General features: G+C 71.2%; 26 protein-coding genes, 1 tRNA gene and 2 pseudogenes. 18 read left to right on the top strand and 11 right to left on the bottom strand.

Features of this window, described 5'->3' with window-relative positions; translation table 11 throughout:
* The first annotated feature begins 112 nt into the window (after window positions 1-112).
* The gene (gene glpR / locus DIZ27_RS22830) at window positions 113-1438 is read left to right on the top strand and encodes a gephyrin-like molybdotransferase receptor GlpR (RefSeq protein ID WP_109380306.1); all 1326 of its coding nucleotides are present in this window, start codon (window positions 113-115) and stop codon (window positions 1436-1438) included.
* An 84-nt stretch (window positions 1439-1522) separates the two neighbouring features.
* Window positions 1523-1596 (top strand) — tRNA-Ala (locus DIZ27_RS22825).
* Window positions 1597-1762: 166 nt separating this feature from the next.
* Here the strand turns inward: DIZ27_RS22825 and DIZ27_RS22820 are convergent.
* Window positions 1763-2110 carry a DUF1330 domain-containing protein gene (locus DIZ27_RS22820; protein WP_109380305.1) on the bottom strand — a complete coding sequence of 116 codons (348 nt, stop codon included), beginning with the start codon at window positions 2108-2110 and terminating at the stop codon, window positions 1763-1765.
* A 479-nt stretch (window positions 2111-2589) separates the two neighbouring features.
* On the opposite strand from DIZ27_RS22820, the gene DIZ27_RS22810 reads away from it, so the two are divergent.
* Window positions 2590-3549, top strand: a complete 960-nt coding sequence (locus tag DIZ27_RS22810; RefSeq protein ID WP_109380303.1) for a D-2-hydroxyacid dehydrogenase family protein — start codon at window positions 2590-2592, stop codon at window positions 3547-3549.
* A 234-nt stretch (window positions 3550-3783) separates the two neighbouring features.
* Here DIZ27_RS22810 and DIZ27_RS22805 read toward each other — a convergent pair whose 3' ends face one another.
* The gene (locus tag DIZ27_RS22805) at window positions 3784-4059 is read right to left on the bottom strand and encodes a winged helix-turn-helix domain-containing protein (protein ID WP_109380302.1); all 276 of its coding nucleotides are present in this window, start codon (window positions 4057-4059) and stop codon (window positions 3784-3786) included.
* A 183-nt stretch (window positions 4060-4242) separates the two neighbouring features.
* On the opposite strand from DIZ27_RS22805, the gene DIZ27_RS22800 reads away from it, so the two are divergent.
* The 4 genes from DIZ27_RS22800 (at window position 4243) to DIZ27_RS22785 (ending at window position 5736) form a co-directional block, all read left to right on the top strand.
* On the top strand, window positions 4243-4581 hold the full coding sequence (locus tag DIZ27_RS22800) for a hypothetical protein (protein ID WP_109380301.1): 339 nt from the start codon (window positions 4243-4245) through the stop codon (window positions 4579-4581).
* Window positions 4578-4940 (top strand): hypothetical protein, encoded by a 363-nt coding sequence (locus DIZ27_RS22795; RefSeq protein ID WP_109380300.1) that lies wholly within the window; start codon window positions 4578-4580, stop codon window positions 4938-4940. Before DIZ27_RS22800 ends, DIZ27_RS22795 begins: the two co-directional genes overlap by 4 nt.
* A 125-nt stretch (window positions 4941-5065) precedes the next feature.
* Window positions 5066-5413: a DUF6247 family protein gene (locus DIZ27_RS22790; protein WP_109380409.1), complete on the top strand. Its 348-nt coding sequence runs from the start codon at window positions 5066-5068 to the stop codon at window positions 5411-5413.
* A complete protein-coding gene (locus DIZ27_RS22785) occupies window positions 5410-5736 on the top strand; it encodes a hypothetical protein (RefSeq protein ID WP_309074893.1) in 327 nt (108 codons plus the stop codon). Before DIZ27_RS22790 ends, DIZ27_RS22785 begins: the two co-directional genes overlap by 4 nt.
* A 46-nt stretch (window positions 5737-5782) precedes the next feature.
* On the opposite strand, the gene DIZ27_RS22780 is transcribed toward DIZ27_RS22785, so the two are convergent.
* Window positions 5783-6259, bottom strand: coding sequence for a GNAT family N-acetyltransferase (locus tag DIZ27_RS22780; protein WP_109380299.1), 477 nt, complete (start codon window positions 6257-6259; stop codon window positions 5783-5785).
* Window positions 6260-6349: 90 nt separating this feature from the next.
* Between DIZ27_RS22780 and DIZ27_RS22775 the strand changes: the two genes are divergently transcribed.
* Window positions 6350-7153 carry an exodeoxyribonuclease III gene (locus DIZ27_RS22775; protein ID WP_181383647.1) on the top strand — a complete coding sequence of 268 codons (804 nt, stop codon included), beginning with the start codon at window positions 6350-6352 and terminating at the stop codon, window positions 7151-7153.
* A gap of 10 nt (window positions 7154-7163) precedes the next feature.
* Here the strand turns inward: DIZ27_RS22775 and DIZ27_RS22770 are convergent, their stop codons facing one another.
* Window positions 7164-7784: a MerR family transcriptional regulator gene (locus DIZ27_RS22770; RefSeq protein ID WP_109380407.1), complete on the bottom strand. Its 621-nt coding sequence runs from the start codon at window positions 7782-7784 to the stop codon at window positions 7164-7166.
* Between the two features lie 184 nt (window positions 7785-7968).
* On the opposite strand from DIZ27_RS22770, the gene DIZ27_RS22765 reads away from it, so the two are divergent.
* From DIZ27_RS22765 to DIZ27_RS22755, 3 genes are all read left to right on the top strand, one after another.
* The gene (locus tag DIZ27_RS22765) at window positions 7969-9486 is read left to right on the top strand and encodes an NAD(P)/FAD-dependent oxidoreductase (RefSeq protein WP_109380297.1); all 1518 of its coding nucleotides are present in this window, start codon (window positions 7969-7971) and stop codon (window positions 9484-9486) included.
* The gene (locus tag DIZ27_RS22760; protein WP_109380296.1) at window positions 9483-10367 is read left to right on the top strand and encodes an SDR family oxidoreductase; all 885 of its coding nucleotides are present in this window, start codon (window positions 9483-9485) and stop codon (window positions 10365-10367) included. Before DIZ27_RS22765 ends, DIZ27_RS22760 begins: the two co-directional genes overlap by 4 nt.
* A gap of 76 nt (window positions 10368-10443) precedes the next feature.
* Complete coding sequence (locus DIZ27_RS22755) at window positions 10444-10626, top strand: hypothetical protein (RefSeq protein WP_109380295.1); 183 nt, start codon at window positions 10444-10446, stop codon at window positions 10624-10626.
* Between the two features lie 149 nt (window positions 10627-10775).
* On the opposite strand, the gene DIZ27_RS22750 is transcribed toward DIZ27_RS22755, so the two are convergent.
* Window positions 10776-14105 (bottom strand): S41 family peptidase, encoded by a 3330-nt coding sequence (locus DIZ27_RS22750; protein ID WP_109380294.1) that lies wholly within the window; start codon window positions 14103-14105, stop codon window positions 10776-10778.
* A 182-nt stretch (window positions 14106-14287) separates the two neighbouring features.
* On the opposite strand from DIZ27_RS22750, the gene DIZ27_RS22745 reads away from it, so the two are divergent.
* The 4 genes and pseudogenes from DIZ27_RS22745 (at window position 14288) to DIZ27_RS22730 (ending at window position 17962) form a co-directional block, all read left to right on the top strand.
* Window positions 14288-14887 (top strand): TetR/AcrR family transcriptional regulator, encoded by a 600-nt coding sequence (locus tag DIZ27_RS22745; protein WP_109380293.1) that lies wholly within the window; start codon window positions 14288-14290, stop codon window positions 14885-14887.
* A gap of 128 nt (window positions 14888-15015) precedes the next feature.
* Window positions 15016-17229 carry an MMPL family transporter gene (locus DIZ27_RS22740; protein WP_109380292.1) on the top strand — a complete coding sequence of 738 codons (2214 nt, stop codon included), beginning with the start codon at window positions 15016-15018 and terminating at the stop codon, window positions 17227-17229.
* Window positions 17230-17453: 224 nt separating this feature from the next.
* Window positions 17454-17597 (top strand): annotated as a pseudogene (locus DIZ27_RS22735) (EamA family transporter); the annotation flags it as partial.
* Window positions 17598-17677: 80 nt separating this feature from the next.
* On the top strand, window positions 17678-17962 hold the full coding sequence (locus tag DIZ27_RS22730; RefSeq protein WP_181383646.1) for a DUF1876 domain-containing protein: 285 nt from the start codon (window positions 17678-17680) through the stop codon (window positions 17960-17962).
* 1 nt (window position 17963) lies between these two features.
* Here the strand turns inward: DIZ27_RS22730 and DIZ27_RS22725 are convergent, their stop codons facing one another.
* The 4 genes and pseudogenes from DIZ27_RS22725 to DIZ27_RS22710 all read right to left on the bottom strand — a co-directional run.
* Complete coding sequence (locus DIZ27_RS22725; RefSeq protein WP_109380405.1) at window positions 17964-19142, bottom strand: serine hydrolase domain-containing protein; 1179 nt, start codon at window positions 19140-19142, stop codon at window positions 17964-17966.
* Between the two features lie 91 nt (window positions 19143-19233).
* Window positions 19234-19689 carry an organic hydroperoxide resistance protein gene (locus tag DIZ27_RS22720; RefSeq protein ID WP_109380291.1) on the bottom strand — a complete coding sequence of 152 codons (456 nt, stop codon included), beginning with the start codon at window positions 19687-19689 and terminating at the stop codon, window positions 19234-19236.
* Window positions 19690-19778: 89 nt separating this feature from the next.
* Entirely contained in the window at window positions 19779-20270 is a 492-nt protein-coding gene (locus DIZ27_RS22715; RefSeq protein ID WP_109380290.1) for a MarR family winged helix-turn-helix transcriptional regulator, read from the bottom strand.
* 10 nt (window positions 20271-20280) lie between these two features.
* A pseudogene (locus DIZ27_RS22710) lies at window positions 20281-20376 on the bottom strand (cobalt ABC transporter ATP-binding protein); the annotation flags it as partial.
* A 129-nt stretch (window positions 20377-20505) separates the two neighbouring features.
* Between DIZ27_RS22710 and DIZ27_RS22705 the strand changes: the two are divergent.
* A complete protein-coding gene (locus DIZ27_RS22705) occupies window positions 20506-20877 on the top strand; it encodes an SsgA family sporulation/cell division regulator (protein WP_109380289.1) in 372 nt (123 codons plus the stop codon).
* Window positions 20878-20925: 48 nt separating this feature from the next.
* Here the strand turns inward: DIZ27_RS22705 and DIZ27_RS22700 are convergent, their stop codons facing one another.
* Window positions 20926-22593 (bottom strand): penicillin-binding transpeptidase domain-containing protein, encoded by a 1668-nt coding sequence (locus tag DIZ27_RS22700; RefSeq protein ID WP_109380288.1) that lies wholly within the window; start codon window positions 22591-22593, stop codon window positions 20926-20928.
* Between the two features lie 155 nt (window positions 22594-22748).
* Entirely contained in the window at window positions 22749-24398 is a 1650-nt protein-coding gene (locus DIZ27_RS22695; RefSeq protein WP_109380287.1) for a penicillin-binding transpeptidase domain-containing protein, read from the bottom strand.
* A gap of 255 nt (window positions 24399-24653) precedes the next feature.
* Here DIZ27_RS22695 and DIZ27_RS22690 point away from each other — a divergent pair, with 255 nt between their 5' ends.
* Together DIZ27_RS22690 and DIZ27_RS45215 are read left to right on the top strand one after the other, a co-directional pair.
* Complete coding sequence (locus tag DIZ27_RS22690; protein ID WP_146228980.1) at window positions 24654-26084, top strand: S41 family peptidase; 1431 nt, start codon at window positions 24654-24656, stop codon at window positions 26082-26084.
* Window positions 26085-26256: 172 nt separating this feature from the next.
* A partial coding sequence (locus DIZ27_RS45215) for a helix-turn-helix domain-containing protein (RefSeq protein ID WP_146228979.1) occupies window positions 26257-26603 on the top strand: 347 nt, incomplete at its 3' end.

Genomic DNA, 26603 nt, shown 5'->3' with positions numbered 1-26603 from the left:
TGGTCATCTGATCGCATCGTTCGCAAAAAAAGTTCGAAATATCAGCCGGATCGTGCGACACACCGGCTCAATTGGCGGATGGCCTCACCTAAACCCCTCTACCGTGTGAGGCGTGAGCAGCAGCGGCCTCATCTACGCAGTCATCGTCGGGGCCTGGGCCGCCTACTTGGTGCCGATGTGGCTCCGTAGGCAGGACGAGCTGAACGAGGCCCGTCCGACGGAACGCTTCAGCACCGCCATCCGATTGTTGTCCGGACGGGCGGGAATGGAGCGCCGGTACGCCAAGGACCTGCGGGCGCGCTCCGCCGAGGAGGTGGAGCAGGGCGTCCACGACCCGGACGCGGTCACCGATTCGGTGGACGTCCGGGCCTTCGCCGTGTCCCAGACCCGTCCGCAGCAGGTGCAGGCGCTCGTACGGCCGCACCCCGCGCGGCAGCCGGAACGGGCGGTACCCGAACCGGCCCCCGATGAGCCGACCGGACGCCCCCCGCGCGAGCGCGTCCCGTCCGCCCGGCGCGGAGCACCCCCTCGAAGGGCGCAGCCGGCGCTCCCGGCCCAGCAGGCCCCGCCGTCGCAGTCCGTCGAGTCTTCCCAGCCGCCCCAGCCGCCCCAGCCGCCCCAGCCGTCTCCGTCGGAGCAGGCCGCCGCGGCGAGGGCCCGGCGCTCGAGGGTGCTCGCCCGGCGCCGGCGCACCACCACGATGCTCTTTCTCGCCTTCACGCTCGGCGCGATCGTCGCCGCGGTCGGCGGGCTCGCCTTCCTGTGGGCGCCCGGAGTGCCCGCGGTGCTGCTGAGCGTCTACATCGCCTACCTGCGCTCCCAGGAACGCCGCCGTTTCGCGTACCAGATGGACCGCCGTCAGGCCGAGGTCGCCGCACAGCGGTTGCGGGAACGCCAGCCGCGCCGCTGCCTGTCCGTGGACGAGGTGGACCCCGACGAACCGGAGGGACACGAGCCGGGCGTCAACCCCGACCTCGAGCCGGGCCCGGAGACCGACCCCGGCCTCCTGGCGCTCGCCGCCGACCGGCGCGCGCTCGTCGAGCAGACCGACCACGCCGAGTGGGTCGACCAGCAGCGGGAGCGCCGGCAACGGCCCGGCCAGGGCGGCGACAGCTGGGACCCGGTCCCGGTGCCACTGCCCACCTACGTGACCGCCCCGGTAGCCCCGCGCGCCACCAGCGACGTGGACCTCGGCGCCGCGGACACCTGGAGCTCGGCGCGTTCGAGCGCCGTGACCCCGGCTCCGGAGGAGACGGCCGGCTCCGCCGACGACACGGCCCCGGAAGGGGACCGGGCCGGCACGGAGGAGCAGGCCGACGCCGACGGGCGCAACGACGCCCTCCGCGCGGCCTCGGCCCGCCGCGCCCGCGAGCGCGGCCGCACCCCGCTGTTCGACCAGTACGAGGACGGCGACCGCCCCCGGGCCGTCAACGAATGACCTTGGAAAACCCGCGGCCGGCCCCCCACCGGCAACGGATTTCCGAGCACCCCGATCGGGGTGCTAAGGTTTCACTCGTTGCAAGGGCCTGTGGCGCAGTCTGGTAGCGCACCTCGTTCGCATCGAGGGGGTCTGGGGTTCAAATCCCCACAGGTCCACCGCAGCTGAAAGCCCCCACCGGGAAACCGGCGGGGGCTTCTTCGTGTCGACGCGAGCAACCCTCCTGGTCCTGTGGCGGGCGTCACGCTGCCCTCACCATCACCCGAAAGAGGGGCGCCTAGCCTGTTTGAGTGGACGATCCCGCCCTGGCTGAAGCTTGCAGGGCTACTCGGCGGGGAGCGCCTCCCGCATCGCCTTTGCGGCGCCGGTCGGTTCGTAGCCCTCGGGTACGCCTTCGACCAGGATGATGTCGCCCTCGATGTGCCGTGAGCGCAGCGGGGCGATCTCCTGGTACGCGGGTGAGTCCCACCAGGCCCGCGCCTCGGCGATCCCCGGGAAGCCGATCATCACGACGTGCCCGGGCCAGCTGCCCTCCTTCACCTCGTGCTGCGTGGCGTGCACGAGGAAGCGTCCGCCGTACGGCTCGAAGGTGGCGGGGATGCGCTCGATGTACTCGACGACCTCCGGGTGCGGAGCGGCCTCTTGCAGGTGGGCTATGACGTAGGCGGGCATGGTGTCCTTCCGGTCGGTCGAACTCCGTACACCGGGAGCTTGACACGCCGAGGCGCCGGGGACGATGACCTGACAGGTAAGCGAACTCCGCGCGCGGTGCGGACCGGTGGCGCACAGGCCCCGGCTGCTCAGGTGCGGTTACGTCCCGCCCAAGTCGAGGGCGCATCAAACAAGTTCAGCAGTCGGGCACCTGCTGCCCGGCGGCTGCGACTCCTCTGGCCACGGCGAGCCCGTCGTCGACCACCGCACCGGCGGGGTCGGGGAGGACCGTGACGACCTGCCGCGCGGCCTGTACGTCGGTGCACGCCGGGGACGAGCCTTCACGGACACCCGGTCCGCCGCAATGGATATCCTGCCGCTGCTGTTGCCCCGGGGCGCGGCTGGGCGCGTCCTCAGGACGTACATTCCCGACCGGCTCGGCCTTCGTCGGGCCGCCGCCGACGGACGCTCGCACCGTGAGATCCACGGAAAGGACCGACATGCGGCTTCGCTGTGCCGTGCTCGACGACTTCCAGGGCGTCGCCACCACCGTGGCCGACTGGGGCCCCGTCCAGGGACGTGTGGAGGTCGTCAGCTTCACCGAGCACATCGCCACCGAGGACGAACTGGCCCTCGCGCTCGAGGACTTCGACATCGTGGTGACCCTTCGGGAGCGGGTGCCCTTCCCCGCCTCCCTGCTCGACCGGCTTCCCCGGCTCAAGCTGCTCATCGCCTCCGGCATGCGCAACTCGGTGATCGACTACGCGGCCGCCGAACGCAACGGGGTGACCGTGTGCGGTACGGAAAGCACGTCGACCCCGCCGGTCGAGCTGACGTGGGCGCTGCTGCTCGGCCTCGCCCGCGGCATCGTCACCGAGAACGACGCGCTGCGCGCGAACGGCCCCTGGCAGTCCACGGTCGGCGCCGACCTGCACGGCCGCCGTCTCGGCCTGCTCGGCCTGGGGAAGATCGGCAGCCGGGTGGCCCGGGTGGGCCTCGCCTTCGGCATGGAGGTGGTCGCGTGGAGCCGGAACCTCACCGAGGAACGCGCGGACGAGGTCGGCGTCCAACTGGCCGGCTCCAAGGAGGAACTCCTCGCCACCAGCGACTTCGTCTCGCTCCACCTCGTCCTGAGCGACCGGACCCGCGGGCTGATCGGCGCGCCCGAACTGGCTCTGCTCAAGCCGACCGCCTACCTGGTGAACACCTCACGGGCGGCCCTCGTCGACCAGGACGCCCTGCTCGCCGCGCTGCGGGAGGGACGGATCGCCGGAGCCGGCGTGGACGTCTTCGACGTCGAGCCCCTGCCCGCCGACCACCCCCTGCGCACCGCGCCCTGGCTCCTGGCCACCCCCCACCTCGGCTACGTCTCGCAGAACAACTACCGCACCTATTACGGCCAGGCCGTCGAGGACATCGAGGCATTCCTGGCCGGCGAGCCCGTACGACGCCTCGGCTGAGCCATGCGGTCGTAAATCCGTGAGCACTTCGGCCAGCACTGTCCATATGCCGCTCGTTTGAGCGTGAAAGGGACACTTGCTCGCCGAGTGCTCACGGTTTTCAGCAAGGTACCCGCCCCCGGTCTCTCGGTTTCGGGTTCGCGAGTTTCCGGTCGCCGCCTGCGTGCCCGGCGTCGTCACACGGTGCCCGGCAATGAAGCACGGAGTCGGCTGAGCAGGGGCGGGGCGGAGCCGTCAGTCGGAGGCCTCCTTCTCGGAGGTCCCCTCCTCGTTCCCGGGTGTGCCGGGTTGGCCGATGACGTATGTCCCCTTCGCGGGCAGCGTCGCGACGAGGCCCCGTTTCCGCAGTTCGACGATCGCGCGCCGCACGGTGCCGATGCTCACGCCGTACAGGTCTGTCATAGCTCGCTCGCCGGGCAGTGCTGCTCCCTGCGGCAGCTTGCCCGAGGCGATTTCGGCAGCGATGGCGTCCGCGAGTTTCACGTACTCGTAGCGCGGGAGGTCAGTCATCCCTCCACGGTGATGCACCCTTGTGCACCGTGCAGAGTTGGGGCGCTTCTCACCGCGTCGGGACGCGGCGGGACGAAGTGGGGTGCAGGGGGACGCGGTTGTGGGTATGGTCGGAAACGACGAAACCCCGGCGAGGTGGCCAGACCTCCCGGGGCGTGGCCAACGCTGAAAAGGAGCGTCGACATGCACGACCTTATCCGCCGGGTTGCCCGTTGGTTGGGCCTTCTCTTCGGGCCTGGCACCGGAAGTCATCGCGCGGGGGACCGGTGCCCCGCCGGACCCGCGTACTCCGTTCCCCGTACCGCCGACTCCGGTCGCCTTCCCCTTCACCGCTCCCCGTACTGCCTGCACCTCCCCCTCGACGGCGCCGCCTCCCGGCTCGTCCGGCCCTACCTCACCGCTCACGAGCAGGAACAGGAGCAGGCGCGTCGGCGGCACCGTCGCCGGGTCCTCGTGCTCGCCGCCGGCTTCGGTGCCGACCTCGACCAGCACACCAGCGGCGTCCGGAAGGCGGCCGCATGACGAACCCGCTCGCCGCGCTCCGGCTGCTGCCCTGGCTGTCGCCGGAAGGCAAGCCCTGCTTCCTCGTCCCCGGCGAGGAGGGCGGGATCATGTCCCGGTTCGCCGACGCGACGGAGGCCCGGCAACTCGCGGACGGGCTGGATGTCCTCCGCGCCGCCCGCCGGGTGTTGGACGACCCCCTGACCCCGAACGTCGAGGTCCGCTACACCGCGCTCCGGCTGACCGAGTGCCTCGCCGACGCGCTGCGCGTCGCGGAGTCCCGCGGCCGACGCCTGCCTTCGCCGGACGGCACCGACGAGCCCTGTGGCGCAGGTGACGGCCACGGAGCCGATGGCCGCGCCCCGGGAGCGCCCGCGTGACCCCTCGCGCCGGGTACCCGGCCCGGCACCAGAACCCCGGCGTGGAACGGCTCACCCGCGTCGTCGAGGCGGGCTATCGTCGGTGTCACGGTGCGCCGAAGGAGCACGAAGGAGTACATCCGGTCATGACCGCACACGCCGCAGAACCCACGCCGGTCGTCCCGCCCATGCCCGAGCGGAACCCGAAGGCGCTGCGTGCTGCCATCGCCCAGCATGCCCCGCAGCTCCTTCCCAACTTTGACGAGCACTGGAAGTGGGCCGTGGCAGACGCCTACGACATCAGTACCGTGCCCGCCTTCATGGCCCGCTGGTGGGGTGAGTTCGCGGTCGCCCGAGATCCGAAACTCGACGCTCACATGGCGGATCTCCACCACCGCGCGGCAGAATCCACCGACATCGCCGAAGCCAAGGCGCTTCTGGAGGAGGCCTCCCACATCCGGCACGAGGTGCAGCGGCTGGAGCCCGGTCAGTGACCGGCGACGGGTTCATGGGCCCGCCCTGGCAGATGGACTGGACACTCAAGGCCCAAGCCGTCCGCGATGCGCTGCCGGAGCATGTGCGAAAGACGATCGATGCCGTGCGCGCCGAACTGGTCACGGCGAAGGACCCCTATTTTCGGGGCGTCGACACGGATGCGGACCTTCCCGAAGGTATGAAGGTCCAGCCGGTGCGGTCCGACCTCCCCAAGGGCAGTCGTGTCTTCCTCTTCGACCACGGACACGGCTGGCTGCACTACACCTTTGTCCGGCGGACCGAAGATCCTCAGATCATCGTGGAAGAGATCTTCTGGCAATGATCGGTGATGATCTGAGATCAGTCGTTCTAGCACCGTAGTTGATCTACTACAGCGGCTTCGCGTAGCAGAGGCTGCTGTCGTGGAAGCGGTAGTAGCCGAACTTCTCGCAGGGCTCGTAGCCGCTGGAGGTGTAGAGGGCGACGGCCTCCGGCTGCTGGGTGCCCGTTTCCAGGACCATGCGGAGGCGGCCGGCCGCGCGGGCGTCGTCCTCCAGGGCGGCCAGTATGCGGCGGGCCAGGCCCCGGCCGCGCATTCCCTCGGTCACGTACATCCGCTTCAGCTCGGCGTCCCCGTCGCGGTTGCCCTCGCCGTTGGTGTTCTGGACGCGCCAGCCGCCGGAGGCGACGGGGGTGTCGTGCTCGTCGTAGGCGAGCAGGTAGATGCCGTTGGGCGGCCGGAAGTGCGCGGGGTCCATGTGGGTGGCGTCGCCGCCGTCGCCGTAGCGGACGTGGTACTCGGCCTGGACCTCGTCGTTCAGCTTGACGGCGTCGGGGTGGTCGTAGGAGACGCGGCGGATATTCATGCGCAGTAAGGTATATCAATCCGGGTGGGGTGAGGGTCCGGTTTTCGGGCCCGGAACGGGACCCGTCCAGTGTGCCGGTATCGTGCCCTGATGTTCACTGTGACCTCCGTCAACGTCAACGGACTGCGCGCCGCCGCGAAGAAGGGCTTCGTGGAGTGGCTGGAGCGGACCTCCGCCGATGTGGTGTGTCTGCAGGAGGTGCGCGCGGAGCCGCAGCAGCTGCCCGAGCACGTCCGGGAGCCCGAGGGGTGGCATGTGGTGCACGCGCCTGCCGCGGCGAAGGGGCGTGCGGGGGTTTCGCTGTACACGCGGCGTGCGCCCGATCGGGTTCAGATCGGGTTCGGGTCGGCCGAGTTCGACGGCAGCGGGCGGTACGTGGAGGTGGATCTGCCCGGGGTCACCGTCGCCTCGCTCTATCTGCCCTCCGGTGAGGTCGGTACCGAGCGGCAGGACGAGAAGATCCGCTTCATGGGGGAGTTTTTCGCCTATCTGAAGGGTCTGCGGGAGCGGGCCGCCGCCGACGGCCGGGAGGTCGTGGTGTGCGGGGACTGGAACATCGCGCACCAGCAGGCCGACCTGAAGAACTGGCGCGGCAACACCAAGAACTCCGGGTTCCTGCCGGAGGAGCGGGAGTGGCTGGGGCGGGTCCTCGACCCGGCCGACGGCGGGTACGTGGATGTCGTACGGGCGCTGCATCCGGATGACGACGGGCCGTACTCGTGGTGGTCGTACCGGGGGCGGGCTTTCGACAACGACACAGGGTGGAGGATCGACTACCACATCGCGACCCCCGGGCTCGCCGAGCGGGCGGTCAAGGCGTACGTCGAGCGGGCCGCCGCTCACACCGAGCGGTGGTCGGACCATGCTCCGGTGACCGTGGTCTACGACCGCTAGGAGCCGTGTGTCAGTCCTGCTTGCGCAGGCGGCGGTCCATCGCCAGGGAGAGTTCGGCGTCGACCACGCTGCGGGCCAGGGGGCGCAGGCGGTGGACGGCGTCCTCGGGGGCGTGGCGGAGGATCAGCTCGGCGAAGAGGTCGGCCATGGCTTCGGCGTGGGCGCGGACCTCCCGGCCCGCGCGCAGCACCTCGGCGAGCGGGATGCCCTCGCGGACCAGGGCGGAGGAGACGTCCAGCAGGCGGCGGCTGATGTGGACGATCTCCTCGCCGTCGGTGCCGAGGTAGCCGAGGTCCATCGCGGCGGCCAGGTTCTCCGGGGTGACCTCGCCGGTGAAATGGTCGGCGAGTTCCTCGGGGGTGAGGCGGACCGGGGTCTCCTCGGTGGGGGTGTCCATGCCGAGGAGTTCGCCGACGTCGCGGCCGTGGTCGAAGGCCTCGGCGAGTTCGGCTATGCCGTTCAGGGTGTGGCCGCGCTCCAGGAGTGCCGTGATCGTGCGCAGCCGGGCCAGGTGGTGGTCGTCGTACCAGGCGATGCGGCCCTCGCGGCGGGGCGGCGGGATCAGCTTGCGTTCGCGGTAGAACCGCAGCGTGCGCACGGTGATGCCGGCCCGTCGGGCCAGCTCCTCCATGCGGTACTCGCGCCGCTCACCGGATCCTGCGTTCTCCTCTGCCACGGCAGCAGCCTAGGGCGTACCGGCGGTAACTTTCCTTGCGTGCCCCCTACCCATCAGTACGGCCCTGCCCTACCCTCCCCATTGCGCCAGTGTTCACTGGCGGGGTTTTCGGTGGTGCGCGAGGGCTGGAGGCTTCGGGATGGCCGAGCACGAGCATGTACGGGTCGCGGTGGTGGGGTCCGGGTTCGGCGGGCTGGGGGCCGCCGTGCGGCTGCGGCGCGAGGGGGTCACCGACTTCGTCGTCCTGGAGCGGGCCGGCAGCGTCGGCGGCACCTGGCGGGACAACAGCTATCCCGGGTGCGCGTGCGATGTGCCGTCCCACCTGTACTCCTTCTCCTTCGCGCCCCACCCCGACTGGCCGCGCTCCTTCTCCGGGCAGGAGCACATACGCGCCTACCTGGAGCACGTCGCCGACACCTTCGGACTGCGCCCGCACCTCCGCTTCGACTCGGAGGTGAAGCGGATGGTGTGGGACACGGAACGGCTGTGGTGGGAGGTCGAGACCGGCAGCGGCACCCTCACCGCCGATGTCGTGGTCTCCGCCACCGGGCCGCTGTCCGACCCCAAGGTCCCCGACATCCCCGGGCTCGACACCTTCCCCGGCAAGGTCTTCCACTCCGCCCGCTGGGACCACGACTACGACCTGCGCGGCAAGCGGGTCGCCATGGTCGGCACGGGGGCCTCGGCGATCCAGATCGTGCCGTCGATCCAGCCGCTCGTCTCCCGGCTCACCCTCTTCCAGCGCACCCCGCCCTGGGTCCTGCCCCGCCTGGACCGGGCCATCAGCGGCGCCGAGCGGGCCCTGCACCGGGCGCTGCCCTTCACCGCCCGGCTGCGCCGCGGACTGCTGTGGGGGGTCAGGGAGTTGCAGGTGCAGGCGTTCACCAAGCACCCGGGTGAGCTCGGTCTCGTCGAGCAGTTGGCCAAGCGCAACATGGCCCGTGCCGTCAAGGACCCGGCCCTGCGCGCCAGACTGGTCCCCGACTACCGCATCGGATGCAAGCGGATCCTGCTCTCCAGTACGTACTATCCGGCGATCGCGCGGCCCAACGTCGATGTCGTCGCCAGTGGGTTGAGCGAGGTCCGCGGGTCGACCGTCGTCGCCGCCGACGGGACCGGGGCCGAGGTCGACGCGATCGTGTTCGGCACCGGGTTCCACGTGACCGACATGCCCATCGCCGAGCGGGTCGTGGGCGCGGAGGGCAGGACCCTCGCCGAGACGTGGGCGGGCGGGATGGAGGCCCTGCGCGGCGCCTCGGCCGCCGGGTTCCCCAACTGGATGACACTCATCGGCCCGAACACCGGCCTCGGGAACTCGTCGATGATCCTCATGATCGAGTCCCAGCTGAACTACCTCGCCGACTACCTCCGCCAACTCGACGTCCTGGGAGGCAGGGTGGCCCTCGACGCCCGCCGGAGCGCCGTCCGCGTCTGGAACCACCGGGTGCAGCAGCGGATGAAGCGCACGGTGTGGAACACCGGCGGCTGCACCAGCTGGTACCTGGACGCCGGCGGCCGCAACACCACCGTCTGGCCGGGCACGACCAGTGAGTTCCGGCGCGAGACCCGGCGCGTGGACCTGTCCGAGTACGCCGTCCTGCGCGCACCCGCGAAGAAGAACGCAGCGCCCCACGAGAACGCCGAGGTGGCCGCATGAGCAGGGGCGGTCTCGAAGGAAAGGTCGCCGTCGTCACCGGAGCGGCCCGCGGGGTGGGGGAGTTGCTCGCGCGCAAGCTCTCCGCGCGCGGGGCGAAGGTGGCGCTGGTCGGGCTGGAGCCGGACGTGCTCGAGCAGGTCTCGGCGCGGCTGCACGGCGAGAGCGGCCACTGGCACGCGGACGTCACCGACCACGAGGCGATGATCCGGGTCGCGGGGGAGGTCGGGGAGCGGTTCGGGCGGGTCGACATCGTGGTCGCCAACGCCGGTGTGGCCCATGGCGGTCCGTTCGCCGACTCCGATCCGCAGGTCTGGCGGCGGGTCGTCGAGGTCAACCTGATCGGATCGGCGGTCACCGCCCGCGCGTTCCTGCCCCTGCTGATCGCGAGCCGCGGCTACCTGCTCCAGATCGCCTCGCTCGCCGCGATCACCCCGGCGCCGATGATGACCGCGTACTGCGCCTCCAAGTCCGGTGTGGAGGCGTACGCGCACTGTCTGCGGGCCGAGGTCGGCCACCGGGGGGTGCGGGTCGGCGTCGGCTATCTCTCCTGGACCGACACGGACATGGTGCGCGGGGCCGACCAGGACGAGGTGATGCGGGAACTCAGGCAGCGGCTGCCGTGGCCGGCGAACAGGACGTATCCGCTGGGGCCCGCGGTGGACCGGATCGTGGCCGGGATCGAGCGGCGCTCGAGCCATGTGTACGGGCAGTGGTGGCTGCGCGGGATGCAGGGCGTGCGCGGATACCTGCCCGGCGTGATCGGGACCGTCGGGCAGCGGGAGATGCGGCGGTTCGCGGACCGCCTCACCGGCATGCGCACGGGCCTGGTCGGGGCCGGCGGCAACGCCGACGAACAGCAACGGACTACGGTGCGTGACTGATCGACATGCGGGGAGTGACCGCCTGTGTGAATCTGGTCGGGCAAGATCCCCCACACCCCAACGGGAGTGAACCCACATGGGCATGAAGGATCAGTTTCAGGAGAAGTCCGAGCAGATGCAGCAGCAGGCCAAGCAGAAGGCCGGCCAGGCCAAGGAGCAGATCCAGAATCGCGGTCGTCGTCGCGAAGAGGACCCGAACAACCCGCAGCGCGGGCGGAAGGAGTCCGAGGAGCGTCACGACCGAGACTACGACGCCTGACGTCGTGTGCTGAACGCCGCTGCTCGGCACGGCCGTTGAAGGCCGTTTGCTGAAGCGGGAAGGGGCGCCTCCGCAGGGGCGCCCCTTCTCCCGTTTCCAAGTTCCTCATGTCCCTTGCATCCCGCACATCCCTTGCATCCCTGGCCCCTTCACGTCCTGCGCGTCCTCGGTGGCAGCTTCGGGCGGGAGCGGTCGGGGACGTCGCTGTAGGTCGGGGGAGCGGCCGGGGGCTCCGTCTCCAGGAGTTCCAGGGCCAGTCGGACCGCTTCGTCGAGCACCGGGTACCGGCCCTCCGCCCAGTCCAACGGAGTGCGCAGCGCCTCGAGGTCGGGGGCGACGCCCCTGTTCTCCACCGACCAGCCGTACGCGTCGAACCAGGCCGCGTTCATCGGCACCGTGATCACCGTGCCGTCCCCCAGCCGGTGCCGGCCGGTCATGCCGACCACCCCGCCCCAGGTGCGCTGCCCGACCACCGGCCCCAGCTTCAGCAGCTTGAACGCGGCCGTGATCATGTCGCCGTCGGAGCTCGTCGCCTCGTCCGCGAGGGCGACCACCGGCCCGCGCGGGGCGTTGGCCGCGTACGACACCGGCTGGGCGTCGCGGGTGAGGTCCCAGCCCAGGATGGTGCGGGTCAGCGTCTCGACGACGAGTTCGCTGATGTGGCCGCCCGCGTTGCCGCGCACGTCGACGATCAGCGCCGGACGGGACACCTCCATGCGCAGATCGCGGTTGAACTGGGCCCAGCCCGAGCCGCCCATGTCGGGGATGTGCAGATAGCCGCACCGGCCGCCGCTCAACTCCCGTACCACCTCGCGTCGTTTGGCCACCCAGTCCTGGTAGCGCAGGGGGCGTTCGTCGATCAGCGGGACGACGGCGACCCTGCGGGGCGGGCCGGTGCCCTCGGCCGGGGCGAACGTCAGCTCCACCGTCGTGCCGCCCGCTCCCGCGAGCAGCGGATAGGGCCCGACGACCGGGTCCACCGGACGGCCGTGGACATGGGTGAGGACCGCGCCCTCACGGATGCCGGTGCCGGCCAGCGGCGAACGCGCGCGGGAGTCGGAGGAGTCGCCGGGCAGAATGCGTTTGACCGTCCAACCGTCCTCCCGGGGCACCAGGTTGGCGCCGAGGAAGCCCTGGCGGCGCTGGTAGTGCGGGGGGCCCTCGTTGCGGCGGGCGGCGGTGACGTAGGCGTGCGAGGTGCCGAGTTCGCCGAGCAGTTCACGCAACAGGTCCGCGAACTCGTCGGGGGAGGCGACCCGTTCGATCAGCGGGCGGTACTGGTCGAGCGCCGCGTCCCAGTCGATGCCGCACATGCCGGGTTCCCAGAAGTAGGCCCGGATCAGCCGCCCGGCCTCCTCGTACGACTGCCGCCACTCGGCCACCGGGTCGGCCTCGTGCAGGATGCGGCGGACGTCGATCCAGACGGTGGAGTCGCTGTCGCCCGGCTCGGTCGCGGGCACCGCGCGCGGCTCGCCCCCGTCGGCCACGACCAGCCGCGTCCCGTCGCCGCTGACCGCGAAGAGGTCCAGGTGGTCGACGAGTTCGGACCTCTTCGCCTTGCTGATGTTGAAGTGCTCGAGGGTCGGCCTGCCGCTGGTGTCGTCCGGGTTCGCGAACGTCTCGCCGAGCGCGCCCGAGATCGGCCAGCGCAGCCAGACCAGCCCGCCGCCCGCGACCGGGTGCAGCGCCGAGTACTTGGAGGCGGTGACCGGGAAGGGGGTGACCCTGCTCTCCAGGCCCTCGGTCTCGACGGTCACCGCGCCACCGCTGTCGCCGAGGTCCTCCTCCTCGGCCTCCACCGGGTCCAGGCCCCCGGCGGCCGACCGGCCCTCGGGGGTGAGGGCGAACGGGGAGAGGGTCGCCGAGGACAGCGGCACCAGGTACGGGCGGCAGCCCAGCGGGAAGGACAGGTCACCGGTGTGCACGTCGTAGACCGGGTCGAAGCCGCGCCAGGACAGGAAGGCGAGATAGCGGCCGTCCCGGGTGAAGACCGGGTTCTCGTCCTCAAAGCGGCCGTTGGTGACGTCGATGACGAACCGGTCCTTGATCCGGGCCAGTTTGATCTGCCGCAGCGTCCGCCCGATACCGGGATGCGACCAGGTGAGCCACCCGCCGTCGGGTGAGAACGCGAGGTCGCGCACGGGCCCGTTGAGGGAACGGCTCAGCTCGGTGACCGGGTTTTCGGAGGCGGGGGCGGTGGCGGAGCCCTGGCCCTCGTCGGCCTCGCCGGTGCCAACCTCGCCGGTGTCGATGAGCAGCAGGCGGCCGTCGTGGGAGGCGACGGCCAGGCGTTCGCCGTCCGGGTCGGCCACCATCTCCAGCACCCGGCCCAGCTTCCCCGGGGCCAGCCGCCGGGTGGGGCGGCGGCCGCTCGCCCGGGGCAGGGAGACGATCTCGATCGCGTCCTCGCCCTCGGCGTCCGTCACATACGCCACCCGCCCGCTCGCGCCGAGCATCTCCGGCAGCCGCACCCGCACGCCGGGGGTGTCGGCGAGGGTGCGCGCGGGGCCGTCGCGGTGGGTGAGCCAGTACAGGCTGCCGCGTACGACGACGGCGCTGGCCCGGCCCGTCTCGTCCACCGAGACGCCGTCCAGGTGGTGCGCGGCGGGCACCTGGTAACGGCGCCGCCCGGCGCGCGGCCCGCTCAGCGTGATGTCCAGCCGGTGCGGCACGGAGTCCGGGGACAGGTCGTCGACGATCCACAGATCACCGGCGCACTGGTAGACGACCCGGGTGCCGTCGCTGGACGCGTGCCGGGCGTAGAACGCGTCGTGGTCGGTGTGGCGGCGCAGGTCGGAGCCGTCGTACGCGCAGGAGTACAGGTTGCCGACGCCCTCGTGGTCGGAGAGGAAGGCGATCCGGTCGCCGACGAACATCGGGGACTGCAAGTGCCCATCGACCTTGGCGAGCCCGTCGTGCCCGTCGAGCAGGCGTCGTCCGTGCAGCCACAGCCTGCCCGTCGCCCCGCCCCGGTACCGCTTCCAGCTGGCCGGCTCGTGCGGCGGGGTGCCGGTGAGCAGCAGGGTCTTGCGTTCCCCGTCGATCTCGGCGACCTGGATGTCGCTCACCGGCCCCCAGGGCAGTTTGCGGCCCGGCCCACCGTCGGCGGAGAGCTTGTAGGACCAGCTGAAGTACGAGAACGGCTCGCCGTGCGAGGCGACGGCGAGGATCTCGGGGCTCTCGTCGCCGTTCGGGGGCGTCCAGCCGCAGACCCGGGTGTCGGGGCTGCCCCAGTAGGTCAGCCGGCGGCCCGGCCCGCCGTCCACCGGTACCAGATGGACCTCGGGATCGAGACTGCGCCAGCTCGTGTACGCGATGTGGCGGCCGTCGGGGGAGAAGCGGGGGTGGCCGAGCTTGGTGCGGTCGACGGTGAGCCGCCAGGCCCGGCGCGGGGCGTCGAGCGGGGCGAGCCAGAGGTCGTCCTCGGTCACGAAGCACAGCAGGTCGCCGTTGAGGTGCGGCAGGCGCAGGTAACTCACTCTTCCCATGCTTTTCCCGGTGGCGGACCGCAGCAACTCGTGCGGAGCGGCGGCGGCTCTCCCGACGTGACCCAGCGCACGTACGAAACGGTTTCGTTCCTCTAAGGGCTGCGGTACATTCGTCGTGTACGAAACCGTGTCGTTCGGCGCGGTGAGATCCGGAGCGAGAAGAGGTGAGCGGGATGACCGAGGCCGCGACGGCGCGGCGCAGCCGGATCACCCCGGAGCGCGTGGCCGAGATCTACGCGGCCGTGCTCGACCTGCTCCGCGAGGTCGGGTACGACGCCCTCACCATGGACGCCGTGGCCGCCCGCACCCGGTCCAGCAAGGCCACCCTCTACCGCCAGTGGGGCGGCAAGGCCGAGCTGGTGGTGAGAGCCATGCGATACCAGAAGCCGGGCAGCATCGGTGACATCGACACCGGTTCCCTGCGGGGCGACCTGCACGGTCTCATCGGCCGCGAGAACGACTGCGTCATGGAGCAGAACGCCGCCCTGATGCGGGCGCTCGCCATGGCGGTCCACACGAACGACGACCTGCGGCGCGCCTTCAGGGACCTGTTCGTGGAACCCGAGGTCGACGAGTTCCAGGGGATCGTCCGGCGCGCGGTCGAGCGCGGCGAGGTCCGCCCGGACAATCCGGCGCTGGACTACATGGTGCACATGCTCGTCGGCGCGTTCGCCACACGGACGCTGATCGACGACCGGCCGCCCACGCGGGACTTCCTCACCTCGTACATCGACGCCGTGGTCCTCCCCGCCCTCGGCGTGTCCACCCGCTGACCGCCCCGGTCGGCTCTCTCCCTCATCACCACCTTCATCATCACCACCTGACGGACGCCACCGCTCACGTCGTCGGGCTGGACCCCCCTGCCCTGAAGAACCCACGACCTGACCGGGAGTACTCCCTCGTGGCCACATTCCTCTATCGACTCGGACGCTTCGCCTTCAGGCGACGACACTTCACCGCCCTGTTCTGGGTGGCGCTGCTGGCACTCGCCGGCGTCGGCGCGGCCGGCGCTCCCGCGGCCGGCAACACCTCGTTCTCCATCCCCGGCACCGAGGCCCAGAAGGCCTTCGACGTGCTGGAAGAACGCTTCCCCGGTGCCAGCGCCGACGGGGCGACCGCACGCGTCGTCTTCAAGGCGCCCGCCGGCGAGAAGATGACCGACGCCGACAACAAGGCGACCGTCCAGAAGACCGTCCAGGAGCTCTCCGGCGACTCCCAGGTCGCCCTCGTCACCGACCCGTACCAGGGCGGAGGCGTCAGCCAGGACGGCGCGGTCGCCTACGCGTCGGTGAGCTACAAGGTCTCCGGCATGGAACTGGAGGACTCCTCGCGCGACGCCCTGAAGGCCGCCGCCGAGGACGCCCGTGACACCGGACTGACCGTGGAGATCGGCGGTGACGCGCTGCAGGCCGTCCCGGAGACCGGCGCCGCCGAGATCATCGGTATCGGTGTCGCCGCGGTCGTCCTGGTCATCACCTTCGGTTCGCTGATCGCGGCCGGCCTGCCGCTGCTCACCGCGATCATCGGCGTCGGCATCGGCGTCGCGAGCATCTCCGCGCTGGCCGCCACCCTGGACCTCGGCTCCACCACCTCCATCCTGGCCACGATGATCGGCCTCGCCGTCGGCATCGACTACGCGCTGTTCATCGTCTCCCGCTACCGCGCCGAACTGGCCGAGGGCAGGGAGCGCGAGGAGGCGGCGGGCCGCGCCGTCGGCACCGCGGGCTCCGCGGTCGTCTTCGCCGGACTCACGGTCGTCATCGCCCTCGTCGGTCTGTCGGTCGTCAACATCCCGATGCTGACCAAGATGGGCATCGCCGCCGCGGGCACCGTCGCCATCGCCGTCCTCATCGCGCTCACCATGGTCCCGGCGCTGCTCGGCTACGCGGGCCGCAGGGTCCGCCCGGCCGGCGAGAAGAGCAAGCTGCTCGGCGGCGGCCGCGACAAGGGCGCGGACAAGGCGCAGCGCCCGAACATGGGCACCCGCTGGGCGAGCTTCGTCGTACGCCGTCCCGTGGCCGTCCTCCTGCTCGGCGTCGTCGGCCTCGGTGCGGCCGCCGTCCCGGCGAGCTCCCTGGAACTGGGCCTGCCCGACGACGGTTCGCAGCCGACGTCCACCACCCAGCGCCGCGCCTACGACCTGCTGTCCGAGGGCTTCGGCCCTGGCTTCAACGGTCCGCTGGTCGTCGTGGTCGACGCCAAGGACAGCGACGACCCGCAGGCCGTCTTCCAGCGGACCGGCGACGACATCAAGGGCCTCGACGGCGTCATCACGGTGGCCCCGGCGACACCCAACGAGGCCGGCGACACGGCCACGATCACCGTCATCCCGGACTCCAAGCCGTCGTCCGTGGCGACCGAGGACCTGGTGCACGAGATCCGGGACGCCGGAGCGGACATCAAGGCCGACGCCGGCGCCGACATCCTGGTCACCGGTGCCACGGCGATGGACATCGACGTGTCGCAGAAGCTCAACGACGCGCTGGTGCCGTATCTGGCCCTGGTGGTCGGGCTGGCGTTCCTGCTGCTGATCGTGGTCTTCCGGTCGATCCTGGTCCCGCTGAAGGCGGCCCTCGGCTTCCTGCTCTCCGTGCTGGCCGCCCTGGGCGCCGTGGTCGCGGTCTTCCAGTGGGGCTGGCTGTCCGGACTGATGGGCGTGGAGGAGACCGGCCCGGTCATGTCGATGATGCCGATCTTCATGGTCGGCGTGGTCTTCGGACTGGCCATGGACTACGAGGTGTTCCTCGTGACCCGGATGCGGGAGGCCTTCGTCCACGGGGAGAACCCCAGCCAGGCCGTGGTGACCGGCTTCCGGTACAGCGCCCGGGTCGTGACCGCCGCAGCGGTGATCATGATGGCCGTCTTCTCCGGCTTCATCGGCTCCAGCGAGGCGATGGTCAAGATGATCGGCTTCGGCCTCGCCGTCGCCGTCCTCTTCGACGCGTTCGTCGTCCGCATGGCGATCGTCCCGGCGGTGCTGGCCCTGCTGGGCAAGAAGGCCTGGTGGCTCCCGAAGTGGCTGGACCGCGTCCTGCCCAACGTGGACGTCGAGGGCGAGGGCCTGCGCACGCAGGACGACAGGAAGGACGAGGACCGGGAACTGGTCCGTGTCTGACAGCGGCGGATGACCGCACCGGACCGCAGGACGTCAGCTCCTGCGGTCCCCAGTACCAGCCGGTGAGGGCCCCGTGGGGACGGGGAGCCCTCACCGGCTTCCTCGTTCCGCGCCTGCCGCGCCCACCACCGGGACAAACCCGGTCGCCCGCCGCCCGCACCGCCCGCTAGCGTGCCCCGCATGACGACAGCCGCCACTGACCACGAGGACTCCGCCGCCCACCCCCGGTCGCGGCCCTGCGGGAATCGTCGATCATCGTGGGAGCCGGTATCGGGGCGCTGTTCTTCCGGGAGCGCTTCGGCGCTCCGCGCGTCGCCGCGGCCGGGTTGCTGGTCGTCGGGATCGGGCTGATGCTGCGCGCCGGATAGCGGCGGCGGCCGGGCGCGATGGGGTGCGGTCGGACGGGAGGAGGGGCACCCTGGAAGCAGGACTTCCGGAGGTGACCGTCATGACGAGCACGATGCGCACCACGGTCGGGTGGCACGTCGAGATGGAGTTCATGGAGGACGACCAGCACACGCGCGCGGCGGCGCTGCTCCGGCTGCCCGACGGGACCGAGGTACGGTCCCACGGGCACGCGAGCCGGCACCACGTCGACGCGAACCAGCCCAGGGTCGGGGAGGAGGTCGCCGGCGCACGCGCGTTGAACGAACTCGCGATGCAACTGCTGACCAAGGCGCACGACGAGATCGACGAAGTGTCCGGCCGGACCTCGCACCCCATCCACGTATGAGCTAGCCGGCGAGGGCCGAGCGCACCGCCCGTACCAGGGCCTGGGCGCGGGGGTCGGAGGTCACCGTCGTGCGGAAACCGTTGGTGACGTAGCCGAAGGCGATGCCCGACTCCGGGTCGGCGAAGCCCAGGGAGCCGCCGCGGCCGGGGTGGCCGAAGGAGCCCGGGGCCAGGAACGGCGACGCGCTGCCGTGCAGCATGTAACCGAGGCCGAAGCGGGTGCCCACGATCAGGACGCGGTCCGGGCCCGCCGACTCCTCGGCGCGGGCGCGTTCGACGGTGGCCGGCTCGAAGAGGCGTACGCCGTCGACCCGCCCGATCAGTGAGGCGTAGAAGCGGGCGAGTCCGTCCGCCGTCGCGATGCCGTTGGCGGCGGGCTGGGCCACCGCGCGGAACGCCGGGTCGTTCGGGTCCGGGGACGGGCTGATCGCGGCGAAGGCCCGGCGGGTGACGGAGGCGGGGTCGGCGTAGGCCGCGGTGACCGAACGCTTGGGGCGGGCGCGCAGCGCGCCGGACGGCTCGGGCCCCTCGACCGGGCCGACCCGCCCCACCCGGCCGGCCTCCGCCTCGGGCAGCCCCAGCCAGAGGTCGAGCCCCAGCGGAGCGGCGATCCGCTCCGCGATCCACTGGCCGGCTCCCCGGCCCGTCACGCGCCGGACCAGTTCGTCGAGCAGCCAGCCGTAGGTGAGGGCGTGGTAGCCGTGGTCGGTGCCCGGCTCCCACGCGGGTGCCTGGGCGGCGACCGCCTCGGCGCCCCGCAGCGGGTCGAGCGCCTCCGCAGGGGTGAGCGGGCGGTCGAGGAACGGGAGTCCGGCCCGGTGGTTCAGCAGGTGCCGGACCAGCACCCGCTCCTTGCCGTGGGCCTTGAACTCCGGCCAGTGGTGGCCGACCGGTGCGTCCAGGTCCAGTTCGCCGTACTGGTGCAGCAGCAGGGGTACGGCGGCGGCGACGCCCTTGGTCGCCGAGCGCACGATCTGGGCCGTGCCCCGCTGCCAGGGCTCCGCGCCGTCGGTGTCGTCGGTGTCGTCGATGTTCTTGACACCGGCCCACAGGTCGACTACCCGGCGCCCGTCCCGGTAGACGGCGACGGCGGCGCCCCGGTCCCCGAGCGTCTCGAAGTTCCGGGCGAACGCCTCCCGTACAGGCTCGAAGCCCTCGGTCACTGTGCCGTGCACATCCACGCCCACGTCCGTCGGTCCCTTCCCTTTCACATACCTGCGACAGTGGGTGCAACCGCTGCCGTCCGCCTGTGATTCCTTGGGGAAGCCTGGGTCAGCCCAGCACGATCGTCACATCGATGTTGCCGCGGGTGGCGTTGGAGTACGGGCAGACCGCGTGGGCCGCGTCCACCAGCCCGGCTGCGAGGCCGGCGTCCAGGACCGGGAGGGAGACGCTCAGGGCGACCGCGAGCCCGTAGCCGCGCTGCTTGTTGGGGCCGATGCCGACCTTCGCGGCGACGGTGGAGCCGGTGAGGTCGTAGCCGGCCCGGTTGCCCACCAGGATCAGGGCGTTGTGGAAGCAGGAGCTGAAGCCGGCCGCGAACAGTTGCTCGGGGTTGGTGCCGTTGCCGTCGCCCCCCAGCGCGGGAGGCATCGCGACTTTCAGGTCCAGACGGCCGTCCTGGGTGGTGACGTAGCCGTCCCGGCCGCCGTGCGCGGTGGCCTCGGCGACGTACATGATCTTCGTCGGACGGGTGTCGGTGGCGGCGACAGCAGTGCCCTCGGTCATGGCTGGACCTTCCCGGAATCAGGCGTGCGCAAATACATCGTGCACAAGGTACTGGTGGGTAGTAAGTCGCCGTCGCCAGGGGGGAGTAACTACGGGTAATGCGTGGTCGGTGCGCGTGGTCGGTCCGACCGCTCCGCCGCCGCGTCCGCCCTCCGGGCCAACTGCCACAACTCCTCGCGCAGCCTTGCCACCTCGGCACCTGTGAGCCCGGTCGTCGTGAGCAGCGCGCCGGGCACCCGCGCCGCCCGCTCCCGCAGCTCCTCCCCGCGCCCGGTGCACGCGACCAGCACCGAGCGCTCGTCGTGCGCCGCCCGCTCCCGGCGGACCAGGCCCGCGATCTCCAGCCGTTTCAGCAGCGGCGACATCGTGCCGTAGTCGAGGCGCAGGGCCGACGCCAGCTCCTTGACCGTCGTCTCCCCCCGCTCCCACAGCACCAGCAGCACCAGGTACTGCGGGTAGGTCAGCCCGAGCTCGTCGAGAAACGGACGGTACGCGGCCGTCACCGCGCGCTGGGCGGCGTACAGCGCGAAGCACAACTGCTCGTCCAGCAGCAGTGAGCCCTCGGTCTCCTCGTTCGTCACACGCCCATTGTCACGGACGGCCGGGCGCGCCCGGCGCGGCCGGTACCGACCGGGGGTTGAAGCCGTACGGCAGTTCCAGGCGGTGCGCGCGCATCAGGGTGTCGTCGGTGGGCACGGCTTCGGCGCATCCGTGACCGGATCCGTACGGAGAGTGGGATTCCGGAATGTGTGCGACATTGTAAGCACGAGTGGGTATGCGGCTTTCGTACAGGTAGAGCACCGTGAGGGGCCACCCATGAACGCAGTCGAGCAGTACGCACGCGCGCAGATCGTCACGGACGCGGACGCTCCGCAGGCCGCGGACCGCGAAGCGGTGCCCGTGACGCTGTGTTACGACGCCGAGGACGACCCCCGCACCGTGACGGTGCGGATGCCCGGTCCCGGGAAGCGCGAGTGGCCCGTCCCCCGTGCGCTGCTCGAACGAGGGCTGCGCACCCCCGTGGGAAGCGGCGGCGTGCAGGTGTGGCCGTGCGGCCGGGTGCAGACCGTCGTGGAGTTCCACTCCGCGCAGGGGGTGTCGGTGGTGCAGTTCGAGACGAAGGCCCTGACCCGGTTCCTGCGGCGCACGTACGCGGCCGCGGCGGCCACCGAACCGGTCCCGCACTGACCGCGCTGACGGGCGTGGGCGGCGGGTGAACCGCCGCCCACGCCCGGGTCAGCCGCCGAGCTTCAGCAGGCTCGCCACGATCGGACCCGCCGTCTTGCCGCCGTGGCCGGCCGACTGCACGACGCCCGCCGCCGCCAGGTCCCCGCGGTACGCGGTGAACCAGCCGTTGGGCTTCTTCTGACCGTCGACCTCGGCCGACCCGGTCTTCGCTCCCTTGTCACCGCTCACCCCGGCCATCGCCGTCGCCGCCGTGCCGCTGGTCGCCGTGTACGACATCAACTCCCGCAGCTGCGACAGCGTTTCCGGCGACATGGTGCGCGAGGCCGTGGCCAGCTCGCGGTTGTCCACCTCCGGCGACACCAGGTACGGCTGGTGGAACACGCCCGCCTTGACGGTCGCCGACACCGACGCCATGTTCAGCGGGTTCATCCGCACCCCGCCCTGACCGATCAGGGAAGCCGCCATGGGGGCGTCCTTCTGCACCGGCACCGCGCCGTCGAAGGACGACACCCCGATCTGCCAGTCGTTCTTCGCGAGCCCGAAGACCTGCTGCGCGTGCTTGGTCAGGTCGTCGTCCGCCAACTCGGGCGCCTGGCTGATGAAGGCGGTGTTGCAGGAGGCGCCGAAGCTGTCCCGGAACGTTCCGCCCTTGATGTCGAACTTGTCGAGGTTCTGGAACTTCCAGCCGCCGTAGCTGAAGTACTTCGGGCACGGGTGCTTCTCGTCGATGGACGCGAGGCCCTTCTCGATCAGCATCGAGGCGGTGAGCACCTTCATCGTCGAGCCGGGGGCCAGCGACCCCTGGAACGCGGTGTTGAAGCCGCGCGAGGCGTTCGCAGCGGCGAGGATCTCGCCGGTCGACGCCCGCAGCACCACCACCGACGACTTGGCCTTCTTGGCCACCTGCTCCTCGGCCGCGGCCTGGAGAGCCGGATCCAGCGTGGTCCGCACCGTGCCGGGGGTGCCCTTGCTCAGCTCCAGCACGGTCTTGTCGGAGGCCTCCGCCTTCTTGGACTCCTTGCCGCGGACCACGCGCAGTTCGATGCCGGCCTCGCCGCCCGCCGTCTTGCCGTACTTCTCGCGCAGCCCGTCCAGTATCAGCCCGATGGACGGGTAGGTGGCGGTGGTCAGTTCGCCGCCGTCCCGGTCCAGCGCCTTGACCGGCGGGGTGCCCGCCTCCCCGGTGACCAGCCTGTCGCCGGCCTTGAGGTCGGGGTGCACGACGGAGGGCGCCCACGCGACCTGCGGTTCGCCGTCCCCGTCCCGGCGTACGACGGTCAGCGCGCTGTCGTAGGCGAGCGGCTCGGTGAAGTCCCCGTACGCCACCGTGCCCTTGACGGAGAACGGGACCTTGTCGCCGGTGCGGGCGCCGGCGGTGAGGGTGACGTCCTCGACGCGGGCGTCCTTGGTGTAGCCGGTGAGCAGGGCGGTGGCCGCCTCCGGGTCGTCGGTGGCCTCGGCGGCCTCGCTCACCTTGCCCTGCTGCCAGGCGGTGAGGAAACGGTCGGCCGCGGCGGTGACCTCGGCGGCGGACAGCGGGCCGGTCCTGGCTTCCTTGGCCTGCTGGGCGGAGGACGTCCGGGTGTCGTCCTCGCCCCCGCCCCCGAACAGCGCGTAGGCGCCGAGCCCGGCACCGCCGACGACGACGGCGATCACCCCGCCGAGCACGGCGGGCGGGGTCTTCCGTCGCTCGGCGACGCGCTTTCTGTTGCCCACTGCTTGTCCGATCCTCCGCAGAAAAAGTCCGCCGGGCTCCCCCGATGCCCGCACGCTGCCCTCGTGGCGCTCATCCGCCATGGCTCTCACCCGCCATGGCGCTCACATGCCAACGACGGCCACCAGCCTAGAGTCCCCCCTCCCGCGCGTCGTCCTCAGCCACCCGCTCGTAGCACGGCTGCGACAATCGGACCGGCCGCGTCCCCGCCGTGGCCGCCCTGCTGGGTCATGGCCGCCGCCGCGACGTCGCCCCGGAAACCGGTGAACCAGCTGTCGGAGGTGGCGTTGCCGTCGACCTCGGCGGAACCGGTCTTCGCGCCGATGTCGCCGCCGAGCCCGGCCATGGCCTCCTGGGCGGTGCCCTGGGTGGCGGTGAGCCGCATCATCTGCTTCAACTGGGCGGCGGTGCCCGCCGGAAGGCCCTTCGCCTGCGCCAGCTGCCGGCCGTCGAGCTCCGGGGAGACCAGGTACGGCTGGCGGAAGGCACCGGTGATCGCGGTCGCCGTCACCGACGCCATGTTCAGCGGGTTCATCTGCACCTGGCCCTGGCCTATGGCGCCGGCGGCACGGTCCGGACCCGCGACGGCGGGAACACTGCCGTCGAAGGAGACGATGCCGGTCTTCCAGTCGTCCCGGCCCAGCCCGAACCGCTCCTGGGCCTCCTGGGTGAGTGAGGCGTCCGTGAGCGGCTCCTCGTCGATGAGCTTGATGAAGGCCGTGTTGCAGGAACGCAGGAAGCTGTTGGCGAGGGTGGCGTTCTCGTTCGGCTCCATGCCGGTGAGGTTCTTGAACGTCTGGCTCTGCCAGGTGGCGGTGGGCGGGCAGGGCGCCGGGCCGTTCATCGAGGCCACGCCGTTGTCGATGAGCATGGCCGAGGTGACGATCTTCATGGTGGAACCGGGGGCGACCCGGCCCTGGAACGCCGCGTTGAACCCGTCCTCGCGGTGGTTGGCGACCGCCAGCACCTCGCCGGTGCTCGGCCGCACCGCCACCACCGACGACTCGGCGAACTCCTTCACCGCCTTCTCGGCCGCGGCCTGCACCCCCGCGCTGAGCGTCGTACGCAGTTGGCCGGGTTTGCCCTTGGCGAGGGTCAGCAGCGTCGTGTCGCCGGCGCCCTCGCCCGCGGTCCCGTCGGCGTGCCGGATCACCAGCTCGACGCCGGGGGTGCCGCCCGCCTTGTCGCCGTACTTCTCGCGCAGGGTGTCCAGGATCGGGCCGAGGGAGGGGTACTTCTCCTCGGTGAGCACCGTGCCGTCCCGGCCCAGGGCCTCGATCGGCGGCTGCGCCGCCTCCCCGGTGACCAGGGTGTCGCCGTCCCTCAGATCCGGGTGGACGACGGACGGCTGCCAGTCGACCAGCGCGCGCCCGGTGGTCTCCCCGCGCACGACGGTCAACTCACTCTTGTAGCTGAGCGGTTCGGACTTCCCGTCGTAGGAGGCGGTCGCCTTCACCCGGAACGGCACGGTGGTGCCGGTGGCCGTGCCCGGCGTGATCTCGACGTCGGTCAGGCGGGCGTCCTCGCCGTAGGCCGCCAGCAGCGGGGCCGCCTCCCCGGCGTCGTTCGTGTACGACGCCGCCTGCTCCGCCTGCCCCTTCTCCCAGGCCGCGAAGAACGCCCCGCTCGCCTTCGCGACCTCCTCCTCGTCCGGCGGCCCGGACTTCTTGGTCACGGCCGCGTCCGAACCGCCGCCTCCCCCGCCGCCGTTCACCGCCGACACGATGTTGTAGACCCCGTACCCGGCGCCACCCACCATGACCGCGAACACACCACCGATGACGGTGGCCTTGACCCCCTTGCCCATCGGGCTTTTCCCCTCCCCGCCGGACCCCCCACGTCTTCTGAACGTGTTCAGGACGTTCGGCGAGTGAGCACTTTACGCACAAGGAGTGACGACCGGGACGGCTGTTTCCGATTGTTGTCCGAACGGAGACGGGTGGTCCGGGAGGCCCGAAGGCCGTCGCCCACCTTCTCCGGCTCGCCCGGCTCGACGCCCTCCGGCGGCCGGGGCGGCCTTTTTGTGCGGGTTGTTCGGGGTTCTTGCGGTACGTTCCCGATCATGGCGCGGAGACGATGGCTGTGGGTGGGGATCGCCGCGGTGCTGACCGCTTGCTCGGGTCCGGACCGCGCCCCTGGCGACCGGAACGCGGCGATCGAGGGGACATGGCAGAGCGCCGGGTACGGCTACGTCTTCGACATCGCCCGGGACGGTGCGGGGAAGACGCGGCTCACCTCCTACGACCGGACAGCGGCGAGCTGCCTCGGCGGGGCCTCGTCGGCACCGGTGGGCCGCGACGGCGATGCGACGTCCTTCGGTGAGGACGGTGAGGCCGAGCTGGTCGTCCGCAGACAGGGAGGCCAACTGGTCGTGCGGGAACCGGGGTCGGCCGGACACATCCGCATGAACCGGCTCGAGGAGCCGCCCGGCTGCCCGTCCGCGATCTCGAGGAACGCGGCCGACCGCCGGCTGCAGACCTTCGACGTCTTCTGGCAGAACCTCACCGAGCACTACCCGCCCTATGCGCACCGGAAGCTCGACACGACGGGCAGGGAGCGCGACCGGGCGGCCCTGGCCGAGCACAACACCGACCGGATGCTCGGCAAGCTGCTGGGTGACACGGTCCGCGAACTCGGCGACATGCACACCGGTATCGAGGGGGAGGACCTCAGCCTTTACGGCAAACGGCCGGGCACGCGCGCATCGGACGACATGGACACCGATGTTTTCCGGCCCGCGGTCGAAGCAAGGCTGGGCAAGCGGCTCACTCCCGTCATCGACGGCAAGGTGGAGTACGCCGGCGGGCTGCCGGACGATCTGGGATACCTGCGCATCACACAGTTCGACGACTTCGCGGACGAGTCGTACGACGCCGACCGGAAGAAGTTCGAACAAGCCCTGGACGCGGTGTTCGCCGTCGCGGAGCAGGACGGCCGGCGCGGCCTCGTGCTGGATCTGCGCCTCAACGACGGCGGTTTCGACGACCTCGGCATCGCACTCGCCTCCCGGCTGACGCACAAGCCCCATGTCGCGTTCCAGAAGCGGGCGCGCGACACCCGGGCGGCCTCCGGGTTCACGCCGTACGAGAAGCTGCGGGTGTCGCCCAGCGCCCGCCCCGGCTTCCACGGGCCGATCGCGCTGCTGGTCAGCGACCTCACGGTGAGCGCGGGCGAGACGGCGGTCATGACGCTGCTGAACCGCTCGCCGAAGCCCACGTTGATCGGCCGCCCGACGCAGGGCGTCTTCTCGGACCAACTGTCGCGGACACTGCCCGGCGACTGGTTCCTCGACCTCAGCAACGAGGACTACCGGAATGCGGCCGGGCAGAGCTTCGAGGGTCGTGGCATCCCGGTGCCGCGGGAATTCCGTACTCCTGTCTTCACGGCCACGGAGATCGGGCGCCGCTGCGACTCGGCCGTCGCACGTGCCCTCGACCATCTCGCGGACAAGCCGCCGGGAACGACGAAACCATGCCCTCGCGGATCCACCTGACGGCACCGTCCGTCGGCCGACCGGCCTGGCACGATCCCGTAGTCGATCGTGCCAAGGAGAGGAACCCCGTCGAGCGCCTGGCCAGCAAGCCGAAGGCCCGGCGGGGCGCCGCCCCTCGGCACGCGCCCTAGTGTCTTGAGTCTTTGATTCATTGCATAAGTATGCTGGGGTCATGGCGCGAATGGGACGGCCCACGGTCGAGGTGGTTCTCACCGACGACGAACGCGAGACGCTGCAGCGCTGGGCGAGGCGCCGCACCTCTTCCCAGGCTCTCGCGCTGCGCTGCCGCATCGTGCTGGCTTGCGGAGACGGGGCATCAAACACTCGGATCGGCAAGGATCTTGGGGTTCACCCGGTCACGGTGGCCAAGTKGCGCAAGCGGTTCGCAGCCGATCGCCTGGAGGGGCTGGTCGACGAGCCGCGTCCCGGCGCGCCGCGCACCGTGACCGACGCGCGGGTCGAGGACGTGATCGTCCAGACCCTGGAGTCCACCCCGGCCGGCGCCACCCACTGGTCGAC

Origin of the sequence: Streptomyces sp. NWU339 (assembly GCF_003143855.1) — a bacterium.
Classification (GTDB): Bacteria; Actinomycetota; Actinomycetes; order Streptomycetales; family Streptomycetaceae; genus Streptomyces.
Note: the sequence above shows the minus strand (reverse complement) of the source record. Positions and strands in the feature narration are given on the sequence as shown.